The 15,977-nt window shown below is 71.0% G+C and carries 17 protein-coding genes and 1 pseudogene; 5 read left to right on the forward strand and 13 right to left on the reverse strand.

Annotation, left to right across the window (positions count from 1 at the left end):
- Window positions 1-182 precede the first annotated feature (182 nt).
- Entirely contained in the window at window positions 183-1,007 is an 825-nt protein-coding gene (locus tag AB0C29_RS09465) for a hypothetical protein (RefSeq protein WP_360817602.1), read from the forward strand.
- A gap of 105 nt (window positions 1,008-1,112) precedes the next feature.
- Here the strand turns inward: AB0C29_RS09465 and AB0C29_RS09470 are convergent, their stop codons facing one another.
- The gene (locus AB0C29_RS09470; RefSeq protein ID WP_360817605.1) at window positions 1,113-1,649 is read right to left on the reverse strand and encodes an ATP-binding protein; all 537 of its coding nucleotides are present in this window, start codon (window positions 1,647-1,649) and stop codon (window positions 1,113-1,115) included.
- Window positions 1,646-2,461 (reverse strand): HEAT repeat domain-containing protein, encoded by an 816-nt coding sequence (locus AB0C29_RS09475; RefSeq protein WP_360817608.1) that lies wholly within the window; start codon window positions 2,459-2,461, stop codon window positions 1,646-1,648. Before AB0C29_RS09475 ends, AB0C29_RS09470 begins: the two co-directional genes overlap by 4 nt.
- A gap of 92 nt (window positions 2,462-2,553) precedes the next feature.
- Between AB0C29_RS09475 and AB0C29_RS09480 the strand changes: the two genes are divergently transcribed.
- Window positions 2,554-3,120 carry a hypothetical protein gene (locus AB0C29_RS09480; RefSeq protein ID WP_360817611.1) on the forward strand — a complete coding sequence of 189 codons (567 nt, stop codon included), beginning with the start codon at window positions 2,554-2,556 and terminating at the stop codon, window positions 3,118-3,120.
- A 2-nt stretch (window positions 3,121-3,122) separates the two neighbouring features.
- Here the strand turns inward: AB0C29_RS09480 and AB0C29_RS09485 are convergent, their stop codons facing one another.
- The 4 genes from AB0C29_RS09485 to AB0C29_RS09500 all read right to left on the reverse strand — a co-directional run bounded on the left by AB0C29_RS09485 (window position 3,123) and on the right by AB0C29_RS09500 (window position 6,045).
- The gene (locus tag AB0C29_RS09485) at window positions 3,123-4,391 is read right to left on the reverse strand and encodes a serpin family protein (RefSeq protein ID WP_360817614.1); all 1,269 of its coding nucleotides are present in this window, start codon (window positions 4,389-4,391) and stop codon (window positions 3,123-3,125) included.
- Window positions 4,392-4,465: 74 nt separating this feature from the next.
- Window positions 4,466-4,819, reverse strand: coding sequence for a hypothetical protein (locus tag AB0C29_RS09490; RefSeq protein ID WP_360817616.1), 354 nt, complete (start codon window positions 4,817-4,819; stop codon window positions 4,466-4,468).
- A gap of 83 nt (window positions 4,820-4,902) precedes the next feature.
- Window positions 4,903-5,532, reverse strand: a complete 630-nt coding sequence (locus AB0C29_RS09495; RefSeq protein ID WP_360817619.1) for a maleylpyruvate isomerase family mycothiol-dependent enzyme — start codon at window positions 5,530-5,532, stop codon at window positions 4,903-4,905.
- Window positions 5,533-5,601: 69 nt separating this feature from the next.
- Window positions 5,602-6,045, reverse strand: a complete 444-nt coding sequence (locus AB0C29_RS09500; RefSeq protein WP_360817622.1) for a MarR family winged helix-turn-helix transcriptional regulator — start codon at window positions 6,043-6,045, stop codon at window positions 5,602-5,604.
- Window positions 6,046-6,120: 75 nt separating this feature from the next.
- Between AB0C29_RS09500 and AB0C29_RS09505 the strand changes: the two genes are divergently transcribed.
- Entirely contained in the window at window positions 6,121-6,495 is a 375-nt protein-coding gene (locus AB0C29_RS09505; RefSeq protein ID WP_360817625.1) for a cupin domain-containing protein, read from the forward strand.
- Between the two features lie 82 nt (window positions 6,496-6,577).
- Here the strand turns inward: AB0C29_RS09505 and AB0C29_RS09510 are convergent, their stop codons facing one another.
- The gene (locus AB0C29_RS09510) at window positions 6,578-6,787 is read right to left on the reverse strand and encodes a hypothetical protein (protein WP_360553193.1); all 210 of its coding nucleotides are present in this window, start codon (window positions 6,785-6,787) and stop codon (window positions 6,578-6,580) included.
- Window positions 6,788-6,842: 55 nt separating this feature from the next.
- Complete coding sequence (locus AB0C29_RS09515; RefSeq protein ID WP_360817628.1) at window positions 6,843-7,673, reverse strand: class I SAM-dependent methyltransferase; 831 nt, start codon at window positions 7,671-7,673, stop codon at window positions 6,843-6,845.
- Between the two features lie 125 nt (window positions 7,674-7,798).
- Between AB0C29_RS09515 and AB0C29_RS09520 the strand changes: the two genes are divergently transcribed.
- Together AB0C29_RS09520 and AB0C29_RS09525 are read left to right on the forward strand one after the other, a co-directional pair.
- A complete protein-coding gene (locus tag AB0C29_RS09520) occupies window positions 7,799-9,058 on the forward strand; it encodes an ROK family transcriptional regulator (protein ID WP_360817631.1) in 1,260 nt (419 codons plus the stop codon).
- Window positions 9,059-9,254: 196 nt separating this feature from the next.
- Window positions 9,255-10,178: pseudogene (locus AB0C29_RS09525) on the forward strand (RNA polymerase subunit sigma-70); the annotation flags it as partial.
- Between the two features lie 59 nt (window positions 10,179-10,237).
- On the opposite strand, the gene AB0C29_RS09530 reads toward AB0C29_RS09525, so the two are convergent.
- From AB0C29_RS09530 to AB0C29_RS09550, 5 genes are all read right to left on the reverse strand, one after another.
- On the reverse strand, window positions 10,238-11,641 hold the full coding sequence (locus AB0C29_RS09530; protein ID WP_360817634.1) for a GH1 family beta-glucosidase: 1,404 nt from the start codon (window positions 11,639-11,641) through the stop codon (window positions 10,238-10,240).
- A gap of 72 nt (window positions 11,642-11,713) precedes the next feature.
- Window positions 11,714-12,721 carry an ABC transporter ATP-binding protein gene (locus AB0C29_RS09535; protein WP_360817637.1) on the reverse strand — a complete coding sequence of 336 codons (1,008 nt, stop codon included), beginning with the start codon at window positions 12,719-12,721 and terminating at the stop codon, window positions 11,714-11,716.
- A complete protein-coding gene (locus tag AB0C29_RS09540; protein ID WP_360817640.1) occupies window positions 12,718-13,806 on the reverse strand; it encodes an ABC transporter permease in 1,089 nt (362 codons plus the stop codon). Before AB0C29_RS09540 ends, AB0C29_RS09535 begins: the two co-directional genes overlap by 4 nt.
- Window positions 13,807-13,809: 3 nt before the next feature.
- Window positions 13,810-14,790, reverse strand: a complete 981-nt coding sequence (locus AB0C29_RS09545; RefSeq protein WP_360817643.1) for an ABC transporter permease — start codon at window positions 14,788-14,790, stop codon at window positions 13,810-13,812.
- Window positions 14,787-15,920, reverse strand: coding sequence for an ABC transporter ATP-binding protein (locus AB0C29_RS09550; protein WP_360817647.1), 1,134 nt, complete (start codon window positions 15,918-15,920; stop codon window positions 14,787-14,789). Before AB0C29_RS09550 ends, AB0C29_RS09545 begins: the two co-directional genes overlap by 4 nt.
- Window positions 15,921-15,977 lie beyond the last annotated feature (57 nt).

Genomic DNA, 15,977 nt, shown 5'->3' on the forward strand with positions numbered 1-15,977 from the left:
CCGCCGCCGGCCGCCCGCCGCCGGCCGCTGCCCGCCGCCCGCGTACCGTGAGAAGTGCTGCGCCTGCTGCGATCACGGCCGCGGATGGCCCAGCCGTGAGCGGTGTGACCACGACAGCCTTCGGCCGGTGTTTTTCGGCATGGGATGATGTGGGCCGCTGACTGGAGAGCGGAGCGAGGGCGATGCCGTCCCTGTATGTGGCCCATGACGATGAGTTGGTCATCGTGTCCAGGCTTGCTCTCGAGGTGGCCGGGGGACGAGGGCTTTCGTTCAGCTGGGGCGGCGTCGTCGAGATCACCCCTGCGGATGAACCCGCCGATCGAGGGCCTTTCGAGGGCCTCCTCTACGGGTTCGCGCTCATTTTCGGCATCGTCGGCGGATTGATGCTGCTGGGTGGTGCCCTTGTCGGCGGTCTTCTCGTCCTGGCCGGGATCGCTGCCGGTGGTGGGGCGGTTCTTTACCGCTTGCGGCGCCGGCCCGGCGTGATTTCGGCGCCCAGTTTCGAGAGTGAGCGCGCGCAGCATCACGTGCTCGTTGACGACCGCGAGCGGAAAGTGTTCTCGGACGCCATCGATTTGTGTCAGCGCACGTCGCAGACGTGGCCCGCGCTCGGGGCGCTCATCGACGTGCCCATGGCGGAGCGGCAGCTCGCGCAGGCGTTGTTCGATCTTGCCGGAGCGCTGGAGCGGCGGCAGGAGATCCGGGAACTGCATGCCGAGCTGGCCAGGCATGACGGTGCGTTCGAGCTGGCGCCGCGGATGGCGAAGGCGATCTCGACGTTGGCGGAGCTGGATGACGAGGTGGTCCAGCGGCTGGCGGCGTTGCGGGCAGTTGTGGTGGCCGGTGAGGAACTGATCCGCGATCAGGAGATCGATGCGCTGGCCCGGGAGGCCGACGAGGCGCTGGCCCGGCTGACCTCGGCGGGGCCGGATATCTCGGCGGATGCCGGCTCTGAGCTCGCCGAGCGCACCGAGGCGGTGCTGCGGGCTTACCGCGAGCTGACCTGATCGCGCCGAACCGCCGCCCACAGGTCCAGCACGAGCAGCCGAGAGGGTTTCAGTGCCGGCCAGAAGAAGACGGCGACGGCAGCCCAGAGGTCTCAGGGTGGGGCATCAGACTGCTGGGGGCCAGCGGTGGGCGCGCCAGGCGTCCCAGGTCGGGAAGCCGGGTGGGGGGTTGCCGATGGGTTCGGTGCCGTCGACTTCGCCCTGGCTGGGGATCTCGATTTTGGCGGCCCACTCGGTGAGCTCGTCGTCGGACATGGGCCAGGTCGTGTCGGGCTCTTCGGCCTGGCGCTGATCAGCTCGTCGCCGCTGCTCGGCGGGGGAGACTTCGAGGTACAACATCTGTACGGTGGCGCCCCGGTCCGCCGCTGCCTGGCGCAGCGCGGAGCGCTCGTCCCGGCTCCACAGGCCGTAGTCGATCACGACGTTGTTGCCCAGTTCCAGGGCGCGCAGGCCGATCTGGATCAGCCGGCCCTCGATCACGTCGCCGGCCGCCGGTGGATTCTCGGCCCCGTACAGGGCCTTGATCCACTCGTCCTTGGTGAGTCGCAGGGCTTCCTGTTCGCTTTCGATGCGCCGGGCGGCAGTCGTTTTCCCCGCGCAGGGGAGTCCCACGGTGAGGAACAGCGTCGGTTGCTGCCTCAAGCTTCAGCGCTTTCTCGTTCTGCGATGGCTGTCTGGATGCGACGTAGGGTGCGCAGGGCCTTCTTGGCGGCAGCGCGTACTTCGCCGTCGAAGACGGTTGTGCCGCGGTCGGTGGCCATCAGCCGTTCCAGGGTTGGGACCGCCCGGTCGTCGCCTGTCGAGCCCAGCGCGACGGCAGCCCAGTAGCGTTGATTCGGGTCCGGGCTTTCGGTCGCGGCCAGCAGCCGGGGCACCACCTCGGGCGCGAACAACGCCAGCGTGCTGGCCACGTAGCCGATCCGGGGGAAGCGGCGGTGCTCGAACTCCTGCCAGAGGGCCTCCAGCGCCGCGTCGCCGCCGATGCGGGCCAGGGCGTCGGCGGTTCGCTGGCGGAGCCAGTCGGCCTCATCGCCGAGCAGCGGCTGCAGCGACGGTACGACCGAGGCGTCGCCCAGCCGGCCGAGCGCGGTCACCGTTTCGCCCCGGACGATCCACTGCGAGTGGTCGAGGAGCGTGACCAGCTGCGGTACGGCGGCCCGGACGTCCATGGCCGCGCAGCCCATCGCGGCCCACGCCTGGCAGTTGTACCGGGTGTCGGCGAGCGCGGCCAGCAACGGCTCCGCCAGGGCGCTGTCCGCGAAGACGGCCGCCTGGTTCATCGCCCGCGAATACAACGACCGGTGGAAATCCCGGTAGTCGCGGACGAGCGCGTGCAGCGCCGCGATGGCTGATTCGTCACCCTGCGTCCTGGCCCGGTCGAGCAGACGGTGCACATGTGCTTCGCGGGTCTCGAGGTCACCCGCGCGAAGGCCCTGCAGGTCAGCCGGATTCACCGCCCGACCATACGCGCCGCCGCCGGTCCGTCCGCGCTCAGGCGGTGAACGGACAGCCTCCGGCGGTGGACCGCGGCTTCTACCGTCGAGGGATGACCAAGATCCCGACCGGCGCCGCCTGGCGCCCGTACCTGAGCACGCTGGCCGACGCGGGACTCGACGTCGCATCTGTCGGCGCCTGGGTTGCCGCCGCCGAGCTGCCCCCGGCCCGTCGCCGTCTCGCTCGTGGGGCGGTGGCGGCAGTCATCGGTGCCGTGGCGGTTCCGGGGATTCGTGCTGCCCGTTCCGCCGCCGCGGGCGCCGACGAGCCCGCCGTCCCCGGGGCCGGCTCCGGACTTCCCTACGTGGATGTCGGCATCCAGTTGCCGGCCGAGGATCCGTCCGGGGATGACCCGTCGCTGCGTCGGCGAGCTGTCCTGGCGAGTGCCGTCGGCGTCGGCGTGCTGACCACCGCCGTGGCCGCCTCGGTCGGCGTCACCGTGGCGGGCCGGCGGTTGGAGCGGCGCTGGCTGGCGCGGCTCACCCGGCGCGGCCATCCGCACCCGCACCGGGCCCTGGCCCTGCGAATGGCCGGGCTGTACGCGGCGTTGACGGTGCCCAGCCGGCTGATCGCCGTACGGCAAGTCACGAAGACCGGCCGCCGGAACGCCGGGGGCTGAGCTCAGGCCGGCGCGGTGACCAGCGGGTCGTGGACCCGGCCGATGAACAGCGGCACGCCGCTGGACCGGTCGTGGATGACGTAGAGGAACGGGCGGTCGACGAAGAAGCTCGGCCCCTGGGGAATCGACGGCGGCCGGACGATGACCGCCGACGCCGCTGCCGCCTCGGTGCCCTTCTCGTCCACGGCGATGAAGGTCTCGTGGGCCACGTCGTCGATCCGCAGGGACGGCTCGGTGCTGATGCCGGTGAAGTCCGCCCGCGACGAGAACGCGGTCGGCATGCCCAGCTCGGTCAGGACGCCGCCGAGCTGCGCCGGCAGGCGGAACGTCCACTTCGGCAGCCGCAGCTGGACCGTCTCGAACCGGAATCCGTGTAGCAGCGCCCCGAGCCACTCCTCGCTCAGGCGCGCTTCGACCGCGGCGAGATCGTCCCGGGTCGGCAGCACGATGGCCATGGCCAGCCCGCCACCGGCGTACGGCACGTCGACCGCCCGCCAGCCGTCCCCTTCGAGGTATCCCATCGTGTCGAACGGCCCGCGCATCATCGGCACCTCGACGACCCGGCCGTCATCGCGGGTGAACGGCGCCGCCACGGTCGCCGGGACGCTGAACGGGTACGTCCAGGCCGCCCGCAGGTAGGTCGTGTTCGTCAGGATCAGGGTGGTGTCGGGGCTCACCGAACCGGACGGCAACAGCTCCGGGATCTTCGTGTTGGTCCGCTCCGACACCCAGGTGTTGATCTCCTGACGCGACACGTCCGTCGCGCCACGGAAGTCAACCGGATGGGCCGCGGCGCCGTAGTAGCCGGCCAGCGTGTCCCGGAAAGCCGGTTCCAGGTCGAGACCGAGCCGCGTCCACAGGGCGTTCGCCGTGGCCAGCTTGGGCTGTTTGATGCCGTCCCCGCCCTGGTACCGCCCCGTCAGCAGCTGATCGGCGGCGTTGAGACCGCTGTCCAGCGCGCCGGGACGTGGCTGCGGCGCGTGCAGCACGGCGTCCATCTCCTCAGCGGTGGTGGAGCCGGCGCCCGCTCTGGTCATGGCCAGGGCGAATGCCACCGAGTACGGCGAGCACACCACGTTGCCGTCGCCCGCGGCCGAGCTCAGCGAACGGTAGAGGTCGGCGGTGAAGCCCCGTACGGCGATCGCGGCGCCCTCCGCGGCAGCAGGATCCGGCGGTACGCGCGCCGGATCCCGACGGCCGGGGAGTTTCGGTGCGACCAGAGCGGCCGTGGCGAGCGGCAGAGCCCGCAGGACAGATCGACGCGACACCATGCGGCGACGGTAGAACGGTCCTGTCCGGACACGCCAGGTTCACGGCGGTAAAAATCGAAGTTCAGCAATATCTGTTACATGCCGGAGACGTCGATGTCCGCCCCGTCGAAGTCGACACCGACGGAGGCGCTTCGGCTGCTGGTGGTGCCACCGCCGCTGGACCCGGCGGGCGTGTCGCTGACGATGACCGCGATGACGAAGAGGATCAGCAGGATCCCGCCCGCGATGGCGAGCCCCAGCCCGACCTCCCCCCGGGCGCCGGGCGGGATGAGCTCCCACAGGTCCACCACGATCAACCAGAACGGTTTCAGGGCCTGCCAGATGAAGACGGCCACGAGCGCCCAGAAGGCCACGATCGCCAGCCCGGCAACCCCGGTGAAGGCTCCACCGGCAATCTTCGATGCTCGTGTCCGGAGTTCCTGCCGCATCGCTCACCGCCCGTGAGATAGGCGTCACCCGATGCTTCACGGTAGCTACTTCCGGCAAGCCGGCGAAAGGTTCAGGTCGGTCCTCACCGGAGGGCGGGTGCGTTGAAGCGAGGGGCACTCTCGCCCTTCAGCCGGCCCGGGGGCAGGTGCCGGCCGCAGACCACGAGCAGGAGGTCCTGAGCCAGTCCGCGCAACGGCTCACCCGTCCCGTACACCCAGTCCAGGTCCGTTGCTTCCAGGCGTACCCCGGTCAGGTCCGCGCCGAAGAACTTGGCGTTCTTCGGTCGCAGGCCGGCCAGCACGAGCGCGACGCGCTCGGGCGGTGGCCGGCGGTCCAGGCCGAGGCCGACCGTGATGTCCAGGCCGTGGATGACGTCGTGGGACAGCGCTCCGCGCGGCCCGTCGCCGGGCGGCGCCCACGGGTGGGTGATGTTGTCGCGCAGCGCGGCGAGCAGTTCCGCCGGCGACAGCCGGGCGGCGTCGCGGCGGGCCAGGCGGTCCGCCATCCGGTTGATGTCGCCGCGGGCTTTGGCCAGTTCCCAAACGGTACGGCCGAGCGACATGCGGAACGGTGCGGTCGTGTGGGCGATGACTTCGCGTACGCGCCAGCCGGCACTCAGGGTCGGGGCGTTCCACTGCTCCGGGGTCAGCGTGGCGAGCAGGTCGGCCTGTTCGGTGCGTTCCGCCTGTACTTCGGCCTGCAGGTTCGGCATCGCGGGTCTCCTGTTCGGTGGGCTTTCCAGGAGTACGGATCAGCCGCGCGAAAGTAATCGGGTGCGCGGTCACCAAATGGGTCGCAGGCGGCCCGGGGTGGCGATGCGGGACAGGTCGGCGCGCAGGGCGGCCAGGCGGTGCGGGCCGAGGACGTCCGCCCAGGGGCGCAGGACCTCGATGGCGGCCTCGTCGGCGGCCCGGGTGCACGCCCAGCCTTTCGGGGTCAGCACGATCAGCCGGGCGCGGGCGTCGGCCGGGTGCGGGCGGCGTTCCACGTACCCCTTGGTCACGAGCTCTTCGACCAGCTGGCTGGCCGCCTGTTTGGTCATGCTCAGGTGCTCGGCGAGCTGGCCCACCGTCGCGCCGTCGTGGGACAGGCGGGCGAAGGCGAAGCCGTGCGCCGGGCGCAGGTCGGCGAAGCCGCGGGCGCGTACGCCCGCGTCGATGGCGTCCACCAGGGCGCCGGCCGCGTTCAGCAGCAGCACCGGCAGGTCGAGGAGATCGCGGTCCACGGAAAGAGTTTGACAGATCGGTCAAGCTGCTTGACTATTTAGTCAAGCAGCTTGACTACCTGGGGAGGCACCACCATGTCCGTCATTCGTGAGCAGGACGCCGTCGCGCATCAGTTGCACGGCGCCACCTTCAATTCCTTCGTCGCGCCCTCGTCGGGCAGCAGTGAGCTGTGCGCCTGGCGGCTCGAGGTCGCGGCCGGCACGGTCGGGGTGCCGCACCGGGTGAACCGCGAGGAGGTGCTGCTCGTCCTGGCCGGTGAGCTGACCGCGACCATCGACGGGGTCGGCACGGCGGTGCGCCCGGGCGACGTGGCCTTCGTACCGGCCGGGGCGAGTTTCGCCCTGGACAACACGTCGGGCGCGCCGGCGACCGCCTGGGTGACGACCACCGTCGGGCTCGAGGCGACGCTGGCCGACGGCTCGTCGATCAGCCCGCCGTGGGTGCGCTGACCGCCTCGGCGCCGGACGGCAGAACGCCGCCGGCACCCGGTTGGGGTGGCGGCGGCGTCCGGCAGAGGTGGGCTGGGCTGGTCTACTTCGAGGGCTCCGGGATGTCGCAGGTGATCTTCGGGTTCACACCCAGCCAGTTGAGCGGACCGGCGACCACCGTGACGACGACCGTGCCGGCCTCGGCACAGCTGGCGTCGCCGGTGTCCTTGAAGTAACCACGCTCGAACGCGGCGACGGCGCCGAGGACGAGCCAGATGACGAGAATGACTCCGCCGATTGATCCTGCGCGCATCGGGGGCTCCTAGGTCGTGGGGACTGGCCGCGAGATACCCCGAATGCGTCGATCTTTAAACGGAGGCCCGGACCGCCTGCAACGTATAGCTGTGCGGCAGCCGCTGGGGACGGTCGGTGAGCTGCCATTCTCCGTTCTCCAGCTGCCGCATCTGGCCGGGCATCGCCTCCCACGGCACGGAGAGGTGCTCGGTCAGCCCGGTCACCGCCAGCCCCGCCTCGATCAGCGCGGTGGCGGTCTCACCGAGGCCGTGGTTCCACTCGTGGGTGGTGTTGTGCACGAACTCGGCGTCCGTCTCGACGTACGTGCCGCCCTCGGTCCAGACCGTCGGTTCCGGCTGCTCGAAGTACGGGTGCTCCAGCGTGAGCAGACCGTCCGGCCGGGGGTCGGCCAGCGCCCACAGCACCGGGTGGCCCTCGCGGATGAACAGCCGGCCGCCCGGGCGCAGCAGCTCGGCCACGACCTGCGCCCAGCGGCGGATGTCGGGCAGCCAGCAGAGCGCCCCGATGCCCGTGTACACCAGGTCGAAGCTGCCGCGCTCCAGCTTCTCCGGCGCGCTGTAGACGTCGGACTCGACGTACTCCACCGGGGTGCCGGCCTGCTCCGCGATGCGCCGGGCCTCGGCCAGCGACGCCGGGGAGAAGTCCACGCCGGTCATCGTGGCGCCGAGGCGGGCGAGCGACACGGTGTCCGTACCGATGTGGCATTGCAGGTGCACGCCGCGCAGGCCGCGGATGTCGCCCAGCCGGGGCAGGTCGAAGCGGACCACGCCGCTGAGGTGCGCCGGGTCGTCGGCGAAGGCGGCGACGCGGTAGTCCTTGGACGCCGCGTGGGCGGCCGCGCGCTCGTCCCAGCTGGCGCGGTTCAGGACCTGATATTCGTTCACGGCGCCGACCGTATCCCAGCCCCGGCCAGGTCACGAGGTGGTTTCCGGGTCGCCCGTGCCACATGATGTCAGTGGCATAGCGTTAGATGGCAGGTCGACGGGGCTGAATGCGAAGGCGGTAGGGGTTGGAGACCAGGCGTACGACGGTGCGGGACGTCCGCCGCGCGAACCGGGCCAGCCTGCTCACGGACCTGTTCCACGGCGGCCGGCAGAGCCGCCAGGAGCTCGGTGACACGACCGCGCTGAGCCAGGCCAGCGTGAGCAACCTGATCGGCGAGATGATCGACGAGGGCCTGGTCGAAGAGGCCGGCCTGGTCGGTTCGGACGGCGGGCGGCCCCGCGCGCTGCTGCGGGTGGCTCCCGGGTACGGCTACGTCGCCGGCGCCGACGTGGGCGAGACCCGCCTGCTGGTGGAGCTGTACGACCTGGCGATGTCCCGCCTCGGCGTGGCCCAGTTCTCGCTCGGCGACGACGGCCCCGACCCCCAGGTGACCGCGGCCAAGCTGCTGGAGGGGCTGGCGGCGGTCATCGCCGAGGCCGGCGTCGAGCGTTCCGAGGTGCTCGGCTTCGGCGTGGGCGTCCCGGGCGTCGTGGACCACTCGACCGGTTCGGCGGTCGTGCACTCGCAGACCACGGGCTGGGACGCCGTACCGCTGGGCGAGATGTTGCGGGCCGGCACCGACGTGCCGGTGTTCGTCGAGAACGGCGCGAAGACCCTGGGCCAGGCCGAGATGTGGTTCGGCGCGGGCCGGGGCGCACGGCACGCGGTGATAGTCATGGTCGGCACCGGCGTCGGTGCGGCGGTCGTGATGGACGGGCGCGGCTATCGCGGCGCGTTCAGCAACGCCGGGGAGTGGGGCCACACCACTCTGGTGTACGACGGCGACGTCTGCCGGTGCGGGGCGCGGGGGTGTCTGGAGGCGTACATCGGGTCGGAGACGGTGATCGCCCGCCTCGCCGCGGCGACCGGTCAGCAGCCCGACCCGAAGCTGCTCACCCGGATGCTCGCGGCCGACGGTGCGCTGGACGAGCCGGCCCAGGCGGTCATCACGCAGACCGTGGGTTACCTGGGCGCGGGCATCGCGGGACTGGTCAACCTGTTCTCGCCGGAGCGCATCGTGCTCGGTGGACCGGCTGGCTTGGCTCTCGGAGAGCGCTTTCTTCCCGACATTCGTGACGCAGCTGCGCGAAACGCCCTGCGGCATCCGTACTCGCGGACCCGGATCGACCTGTGCCAGCTGGGACCGGACGCGGTCGCGATGGGCGCGGCCACCCTGCCGATCGCCCGGCTGCTCGCTGACGGCGGCCTTCCGGCGACCCCGGGCCCGACGACCCCGCCGTCCCGCGCCGCCCACCGCCGCTCCCTGAGCCGCGGCCGCAGCTGAAGCGGAGCCCGCGCGGCCGAAGGCGCAGTGGAACGACGCCCACGATGAGTTCTCGCCGCCGGAACCGTCACACCATGAAGGTGACCGGCAGGACGAGAGGCGAAGAGCGTGACAACCGAGGACGACACCGTGGCCACCGCCGCCGCAACCGGCGACCGCATCGCGTTCGCCCAGCTGACCGTAGAGCTACCGCCCGGAGCTGCTGGTGCACTGCTACCGGATGCTGGGCGCCTGGACCGAGTCCGAGGACCTGGTGCAGGAGACCTTTCTGCGCGCGTGGCGCCGGCGCGAGACGTACGCGGCCCGGGCCACCTTCCGGGCCTGGCTCTACGGCATCGCGACCAATGCCTGCCTCGATGCCATCGCCCGCCGCCCGGAGCAGCGCCGGACCGCTGCCCCCGGGCTCGCCCCGGCCGCGATCCCGTGGTTGCAGCCCTGTCCGGACCGGGCGCTCGACGCCGTGGCGCCGCGGGACAGCGAGCCCGACGCCGTCGCGGTGCGGCGGGAGACCATCGAGCTGGCCTTCATCGCCGCCGTCCAGCATCTGTCGCCCCGGGAACGGGCCGCGCTCATCCTGCGTGACGTGGCCGGCTGGCCGGCGAAGGAGGCAGCCGAGCAACTGGGTACGACCGTCGCCGCGGTGAACAGCGCGGCGCAGCGGGCCCGGCAGGCCATGAAGGAGATTCTGCCGCAGCGGCGCGGTGACTGGTCCGCCGCCGGGTGCACCGAGCAGGAACGGGCAGTGGTGCAGCGCTACGTCGCCGCTGTCGAGAACGCCGACTCCGCGGCGATCGCCGCCGTGTTGCGCGAGGATGCCCGGCTGAGTCAGCAGCCCGGCGCGGGCGGCAACGACAGCGACGAGCCCGGCCTGGTGCGCGGCCGCGACGCCATCCTGGCCGCCTGGGCGCCGATCCTGCACGGCGCGGACGCCCCGAGCCTGCGGCTGCTGCCGGTGGCCGCCAACCGCGGGCCCGCCGTTGCCACCTTCCTGCGGATGCCCGGCAGCGACCATTACCAGCCGTTCGCCCTCGCGGTGCTCACCGTCGAGGACGACGGGGTCTCGGACATCGCGGTCTTCGGCCCGGAGTTGTTCCCCGCGTTCGGGCTGGCCCAGCAATGAGGATGGTCCGGCAATGACGATGGCGCGGCCGTCCCGAGCGGCCGCGCCATGAACCCGTCTCAGCTGCCGCGGACCCGGCTGATCGTGTCGCGGTACCAGAGGGCCGACTGCTTCGGCGTACGCACCTGGGTGTCGTAATCCACGTGCACGATGCCGAACCGCTTCGCGTACCCCTCGGCCCATTCGAAGTTGTCCATCAGCGACCACGCGAAGTACCCCTGCACGTCCGCGCCCTGCTCCCGGGCCGCCGCCACTGCCGCGATGTGCTCGGCCAGGTACGCGGTCCGGTCCTCGTCGGCCACGTTGCCGTCGGCGTCGGCGCTGTCGTCGAAGGCCGCGCCGTTCTCCGTGATCACCATCGGCAGGCCGGGGTAGTCGCGGTGCAGCCGGACCAGCAGCTGGGTGAACCGGTCCGCGGTGATCGGCCAGTTCATCGCCGTACGCGGACCGCCCGGCAGGACCGCCCGCACCACCGGGTGCCCGTCGGCGTCGTGGGTGTTGCCCTGCTCGTCGGTGCCGCTGAAGTCCTGCCCGAAGTAGAAGTTCACCCCGAGCACCTCGAACGGCGTCGAGATGACCTCCAGGTCGCCGTCCCGGACCGGGAACGCCGTGCCGCGCGCCGCCAGGTCCTCGACCATGTCGGCCGGGTAGGCGCCCTTGCGCAGCGGGTCCAGGTAGATGCGCAGGCCCATGCCGTCGGCGCGGCGGGCCGCGTCCCGGTCGGCTGCCGTGTCCGTGGCCGGGTCCGCCGTACCCATGTTGAGAGTGATGCCGAACTTCATCTCGCGCGTCGCCGCGGCCCGCATCCGCTGGGTCGCGAGGCCGTGGCCGAGCAGCAGGTGGTGCACCGCCGAGATGGCGTCGCCGAAGTTCTTGCGGCCCGGTGCGTGCACGCCCACGTAGTAGCCCAGCCAGGCCGAGCACCACGGCTCGTTCAGCGTGGTCCAGTTGTCCACCCGGTCGCTGAGCTTGTCGAAGACCAGCATCGCGTAGTCGGCGAAGCGGTACGCGGTGTCCCGGTGGGGCCAGCCGCCCGCGTCCTCGAGCTCCTGCGGCAGGTCCCAGTGGTAGAGGGTCACCCACGGGTCGATGCCGTCGGCCAGCAGCTGGTCGGTCAGCCGGTCGTAGAACGCCAGGCCGGCCTCGTTCGCCGGGCCCCGGCCGCCGGGCTGCACCCGCGGCCACGCCACCGAGAACCGGTACGTGTCCACGCCCAGGCTCTTGATCAGCGCCACGTCCTGCGGCATCCGGTGGTAGTGGTCGCACGCGACGTCGCCGTTGTCGCCGCCCACCACGGCGCCGGGCACGCGGCAGAACGTGTCCCAGATGGACGGTGTTCGGCCGTCCTCGGCGACGGCGCCCTCGATCTGGTACGAGGACGTGGCGACGCCCCACTTGAACGACGGCGGCAGGTCGGCGGTGGGCAGGAGCAGCCCAGGAGCGGGCGTGACTGTGGGGTTCATGGTTCTCCTGAAGGGGGATGGATATGGTGACGGCCCCGGCTGGTGGGGCCGGGGCCGTCGGCGGTGCAGTTTTTATCCGACTGGCTGCTTGACCGGGTGCAGCCAGCAGGCGACGGTGCGGTTGGCCCCGTCGCGGGTGTCCGGGTTGCCGAGCACCGGGATGTTGTCCGCGCACGGGTCGAACGCCTTCGGGCAGCGCGGGTGGAACGAGCAACCGGTCGGCATGCCCTTGAGGTCGGGCGGTGAGCCGGGGATCCCGGCCAGCTCGCGGCGCGGGCCGCGCAGCGCCGGGAACGACGACAACAGACCCTTGCTGTACGGGTGCAGCGAGTCCCGGTACAGCGAGGTCGCCTGCGCCTCCTCGACGATCCGCCCGCCGTACATGATGGCGATCCGGTTCGAGAACTCCACCAGCAGCGACAGGTCGTGGGTGATGAAGATGACCGAGAAGCCGAGCCGCTCGCGCAGTTCGATGAGCTGACCCAGGATCTGCCGTTGCATGACCACGTCGAGCGCCGTGGTCGGCTCGTCCATGATGACCACCTGCGGCTGCAGGATCAGCGCCATGCCGATCATCACGCGCTGCCGCATGCCGCCGGAGAGCTGGTGCGGGTAGGCGTCCATCCGGTCCGCCGAGATGCCGACCAGCTTGAGCATCTCCCGGGCGCGGGCGTTGCGGCTGTGCGCCGACATCTGCGGCTCGTGCGCGGCCAGTACGTCGGTCAGCTGGGTGGAGATCTTGTGCACCGGGTTGAGCGAGTTCATCGCGCCCTGGAACACGATCGCCGTCTCGGCCCAGCGGAACGCCTGCAGCTGCTTGTCGGTCAGGCCCAGGACGTCGTACGGCTCGCCCTGCTCGGGGTGGTAGATGACCTCGCCGCCGCTGACCACGCCGGGCGGGGCGAGCAGCCGGGTCAGCCCGTACGCCAGGGTGGACTTGCCGCTGCCGGACTCGCCGGCCAGCCCGAGCACCTCGCCGCGGTGCAGGGTGAGGTTGACGTCGCGGACGGCGTGCACCGCCTGGTCGCCCAGGCCGTAGTCCACGTTGAGGTTCTTGATCTCGAGAACCGGCTCGCTCATCGAGTGGCCTCCTTGCTGCGGGTGACCGGCGTCGGCTTGCCACCGATGATCGGGATGGGGCTGGCGTGGGTGTGCGGCGCGGCCGAGTTGTCCAGCACCGGCGTGAAGCCGACCCGCATCCGTACGGTGCGCCCCGACGTGGTCTTGATCTTCGTCTTGCCGGCGCTGCGCAGCCGCGGGCTGACGAACTCGTCGATGCCGAAGTTGATCAGCGAGAGGGCGGTGCCCAGGAACGCGATCGCCAGACCGGCCGGGACGAACCACCACCACGCGCCCTGGGCCAGGGCCTGCTGGCTCTGCGCCCAGAACAGGATCGTGCCCCAGTTCCACGAGGTGGCCGAGCCGATGCCGATGAAGGCCAGGGTGATCTCCGAGGTGACCGCGAAGATGACCGTGCCGACGAAGCCGGATGCGATGATCGCGGTCAGGTTGGGCAGGATCTCGAAGATGATGATGCGCCAGGTGGACTCGCCGGTGGCCCGGGACGCCTCGACGTAGTCGCGCCTGCGCAGCGACAGTGTCTGGGCTCTCAGGATCCGTGCGCCCCAGGCCCACGAGGTGAGACCGATGATCAGGGCGACCAGGGTGTCACCGCCGCTGGGCACCGCCGCGGTGACGATGATGATCAGCGGCAGGGCCGGGATCACCAGGAACACGTTGGACAGCGCCGACAGGCTGTCGTCCCAGCCGCCGCCGAGGTAGCCGGCCGTGACACCGATGAGCACCGCCAGGATGGTGGCGATGACGCCGGCGGCCAGGCCGACCAGCATGACGGCCCGGGTGCCGACCAGGATCTGGCTGAACACGTCCTGGCCCAGGTGGGTGGTGCCGAACCAGTGGTCGGCCGACGGCGGCGCGACGAACTGCTTGCCGCGGGCGTCCGGGTCGTACGGCGCGACCCACGGCCCGATGATCGCGAACAGCAGGTAGATGCCCAGGACGATGATCCCGGTCATGGCCTTCTTGTTGGAGATGAACCGGAACTTGCGGCGCTTGGCCGCCTTGCCCGGCTTGGCCGCCTCGGGCTGCGCCATCGCGCCCTGGCCGGGGATGACCTGGTCGATGCTGGAGGTGGGGATGGTCACCTGTCAGCCCTCCTTGCGGGTACGCGGGTCGAGCATCAGGTAGGCGATGTCCGCGATCAGGTTGGCCACCAGCACCGAGATGGTGATGACCAGGAAGATGCCCTGCATCAGCGGGTAGTCCTTGGCCCCGACCGCCCGGAACAGCAGGAAGCCCAGCCCCGGATAGGAGAAGACGATCTCCACCAGCAGGGTGCCGCCGACGATGAAGCCCAGCGACAGCGCGAAGCCGGAGATGTTGGGCAGCAACGCGTTGCGGGCCGCGTAGCTCAGCGCCACCCGCCGGTCCGACAGGCCCTTGGCGTGCGCGACCGTGATGTAGTCCTCCGCCGCGACGGTGACCATCATGTTGCGCATGCTCAGGATCCAGCCGCTCACCGAGGAGATGAGGATGGTCAGTGCCGGCAGCAGGCTGTGCTGCAGGGCGCTGGAGATGAACGGCCAGTCCGGGTACGGCACCACGTCGGTGCCGTAGCCACCCGAGGACGGGAAGAAGCTGTCCGGCCCGGCGAGCAGGTAGATGGCCAGCAGGCCCAGCCAGAAGTACGGCACCGAGGACAGGAACGTGGTGGCCGGCAGCAGCCCGTCGATCCACGAGCCGCGCCGCCAGCCGGCCAGCACGCCGAGGCTGGTGCCGATGAAGAAGCTGATGATGGTCGTGATGCCGACCAGCGCCACGGTCCACGGCAGCGCGTCGCTGATGACCTCGGACACCGGCGACGGGAACGCGGTGAACGACAGGCCCAGGTCGCCCTGGAACAGCTGCTTCCAGTAGTCGACGTACTGGCTCCAGATGCTGGCGTCCTTGTCCAGGCCGAACAGCACGTACAGCGAGTCGATCGCGTCGGTGCTCATCTGGCCCTGGAAGCGGGCCAGCAGCGACTTGACCGGGTCGCCGGGGATGAGCCGGGGGATGAAGAAGTTGATGGTGATCGCGGCCCAGGCCGTGAAGAGGTAGAACAGGATCCGCTGGATCAGGAACTTCATCGGACCTCCTCCGGGTGCGCGTCCGCCGCGACCGCCACGGCCTCGGGGGAGTGGCCGGTCGCGGCCGAGCCGGGCGGCTGGGCGGCGACGGTGGCCTCGTCGTAGAGCCAGCAGGCGGCCCAGTGACCGGGCTTGTCGCCGATCTCCAGGCGGACCGGCAGGTCGGTGAGGCAGCGCGGCATCGCCATCGGGCAGCGCGGGTGGAAGCGGCAGCCGCTGGGCGGCTTGATCAGGCTGGGCGGCTCGCCGTTGCCGCGGTCCGCGGCGTCACCGAGCATGTTGGCGATCCGGTCCGGGTCGGGCGCGGAGTCGATCAACAGCCGGGTGTACGGGTGCGCCGGCGACTGGGTCACCGACTCGCTGTCGCCGCCCTCGACCATCCGGCCGGCGTACATCACCATCGTGTCGTCGGCGAAGTAGCGCGCCGAGGCGATGTCGTGGGTGATGTAGAGGATGGCCAGGTTGAGCCGTTCCTTGAGGTCGCGCAGGAGGTTGAGCACGCCGAGCCGGATCGAGACGTCCAGCATGGACACCGGCTCGTCGGCCAGCAGCGCCTCCGGGTCCGCGCCCAGCGCCCGGGCGATGGCCACGCGCTGGCGCTGACCACCCGACAGCTCGTGCGGGAACTTGTCCAGGTAGCGCTCCGGCGGCGTCAGGCTGACCCGGGTGAGCAGGTTGTTCAGCGCCGCCTCGAGCTCCTCGGCGGAGTTGCCGGCGTTGTGGTGGATCTTCAGCGACCGGGTGAGGTGGTACCGGATGGTGTGCACCGGGTTCAGCGATGCGAACGGGTCCTGGAAGATCATCTGGACCCGGGCGGCGTACTGGCGGAACTGCCGTCCGCCCTTCACCTTCGTGCTCTGGCCGTGCAGCTGGATGTCCCCGGCGGTCCGGGGGTAGAGCTGCGCGAGCAGGCGGGCCACGGTGGACTTGCCGGAGCCGGACTCGCCGACCAGGGCGGTCACGCGGCCGCGTCGCAGCGTGAGATGTACGTCATCAACCGCGTGGACGGCGTCGTGCGTGCGGTTGAAAAGGTCGCGCAGCTTCCGGCGGACGGGGAAGTGCTTGGTCAGGCCGATCGCCTCAAGCACCACCTCGTTGGCCGGCGCCTCGGCCTCAGGGCTCAACGTCATGCCCCGGCCAGCCCGACGATCTCGCCGCGGCGCAGGCTCAGGTTGGCGTTGCTGACC

This window comes from Actinoplanes sp. NPDC048791 (assembly GCF_040650095.1).
In the GTDB taxonomy this organism is placed as follows: domain Bacteria; phylum Actinomycetota; class Actinomycetes; order Mycobacteriales; family Micromonosporaceae; genus Actinoplanes.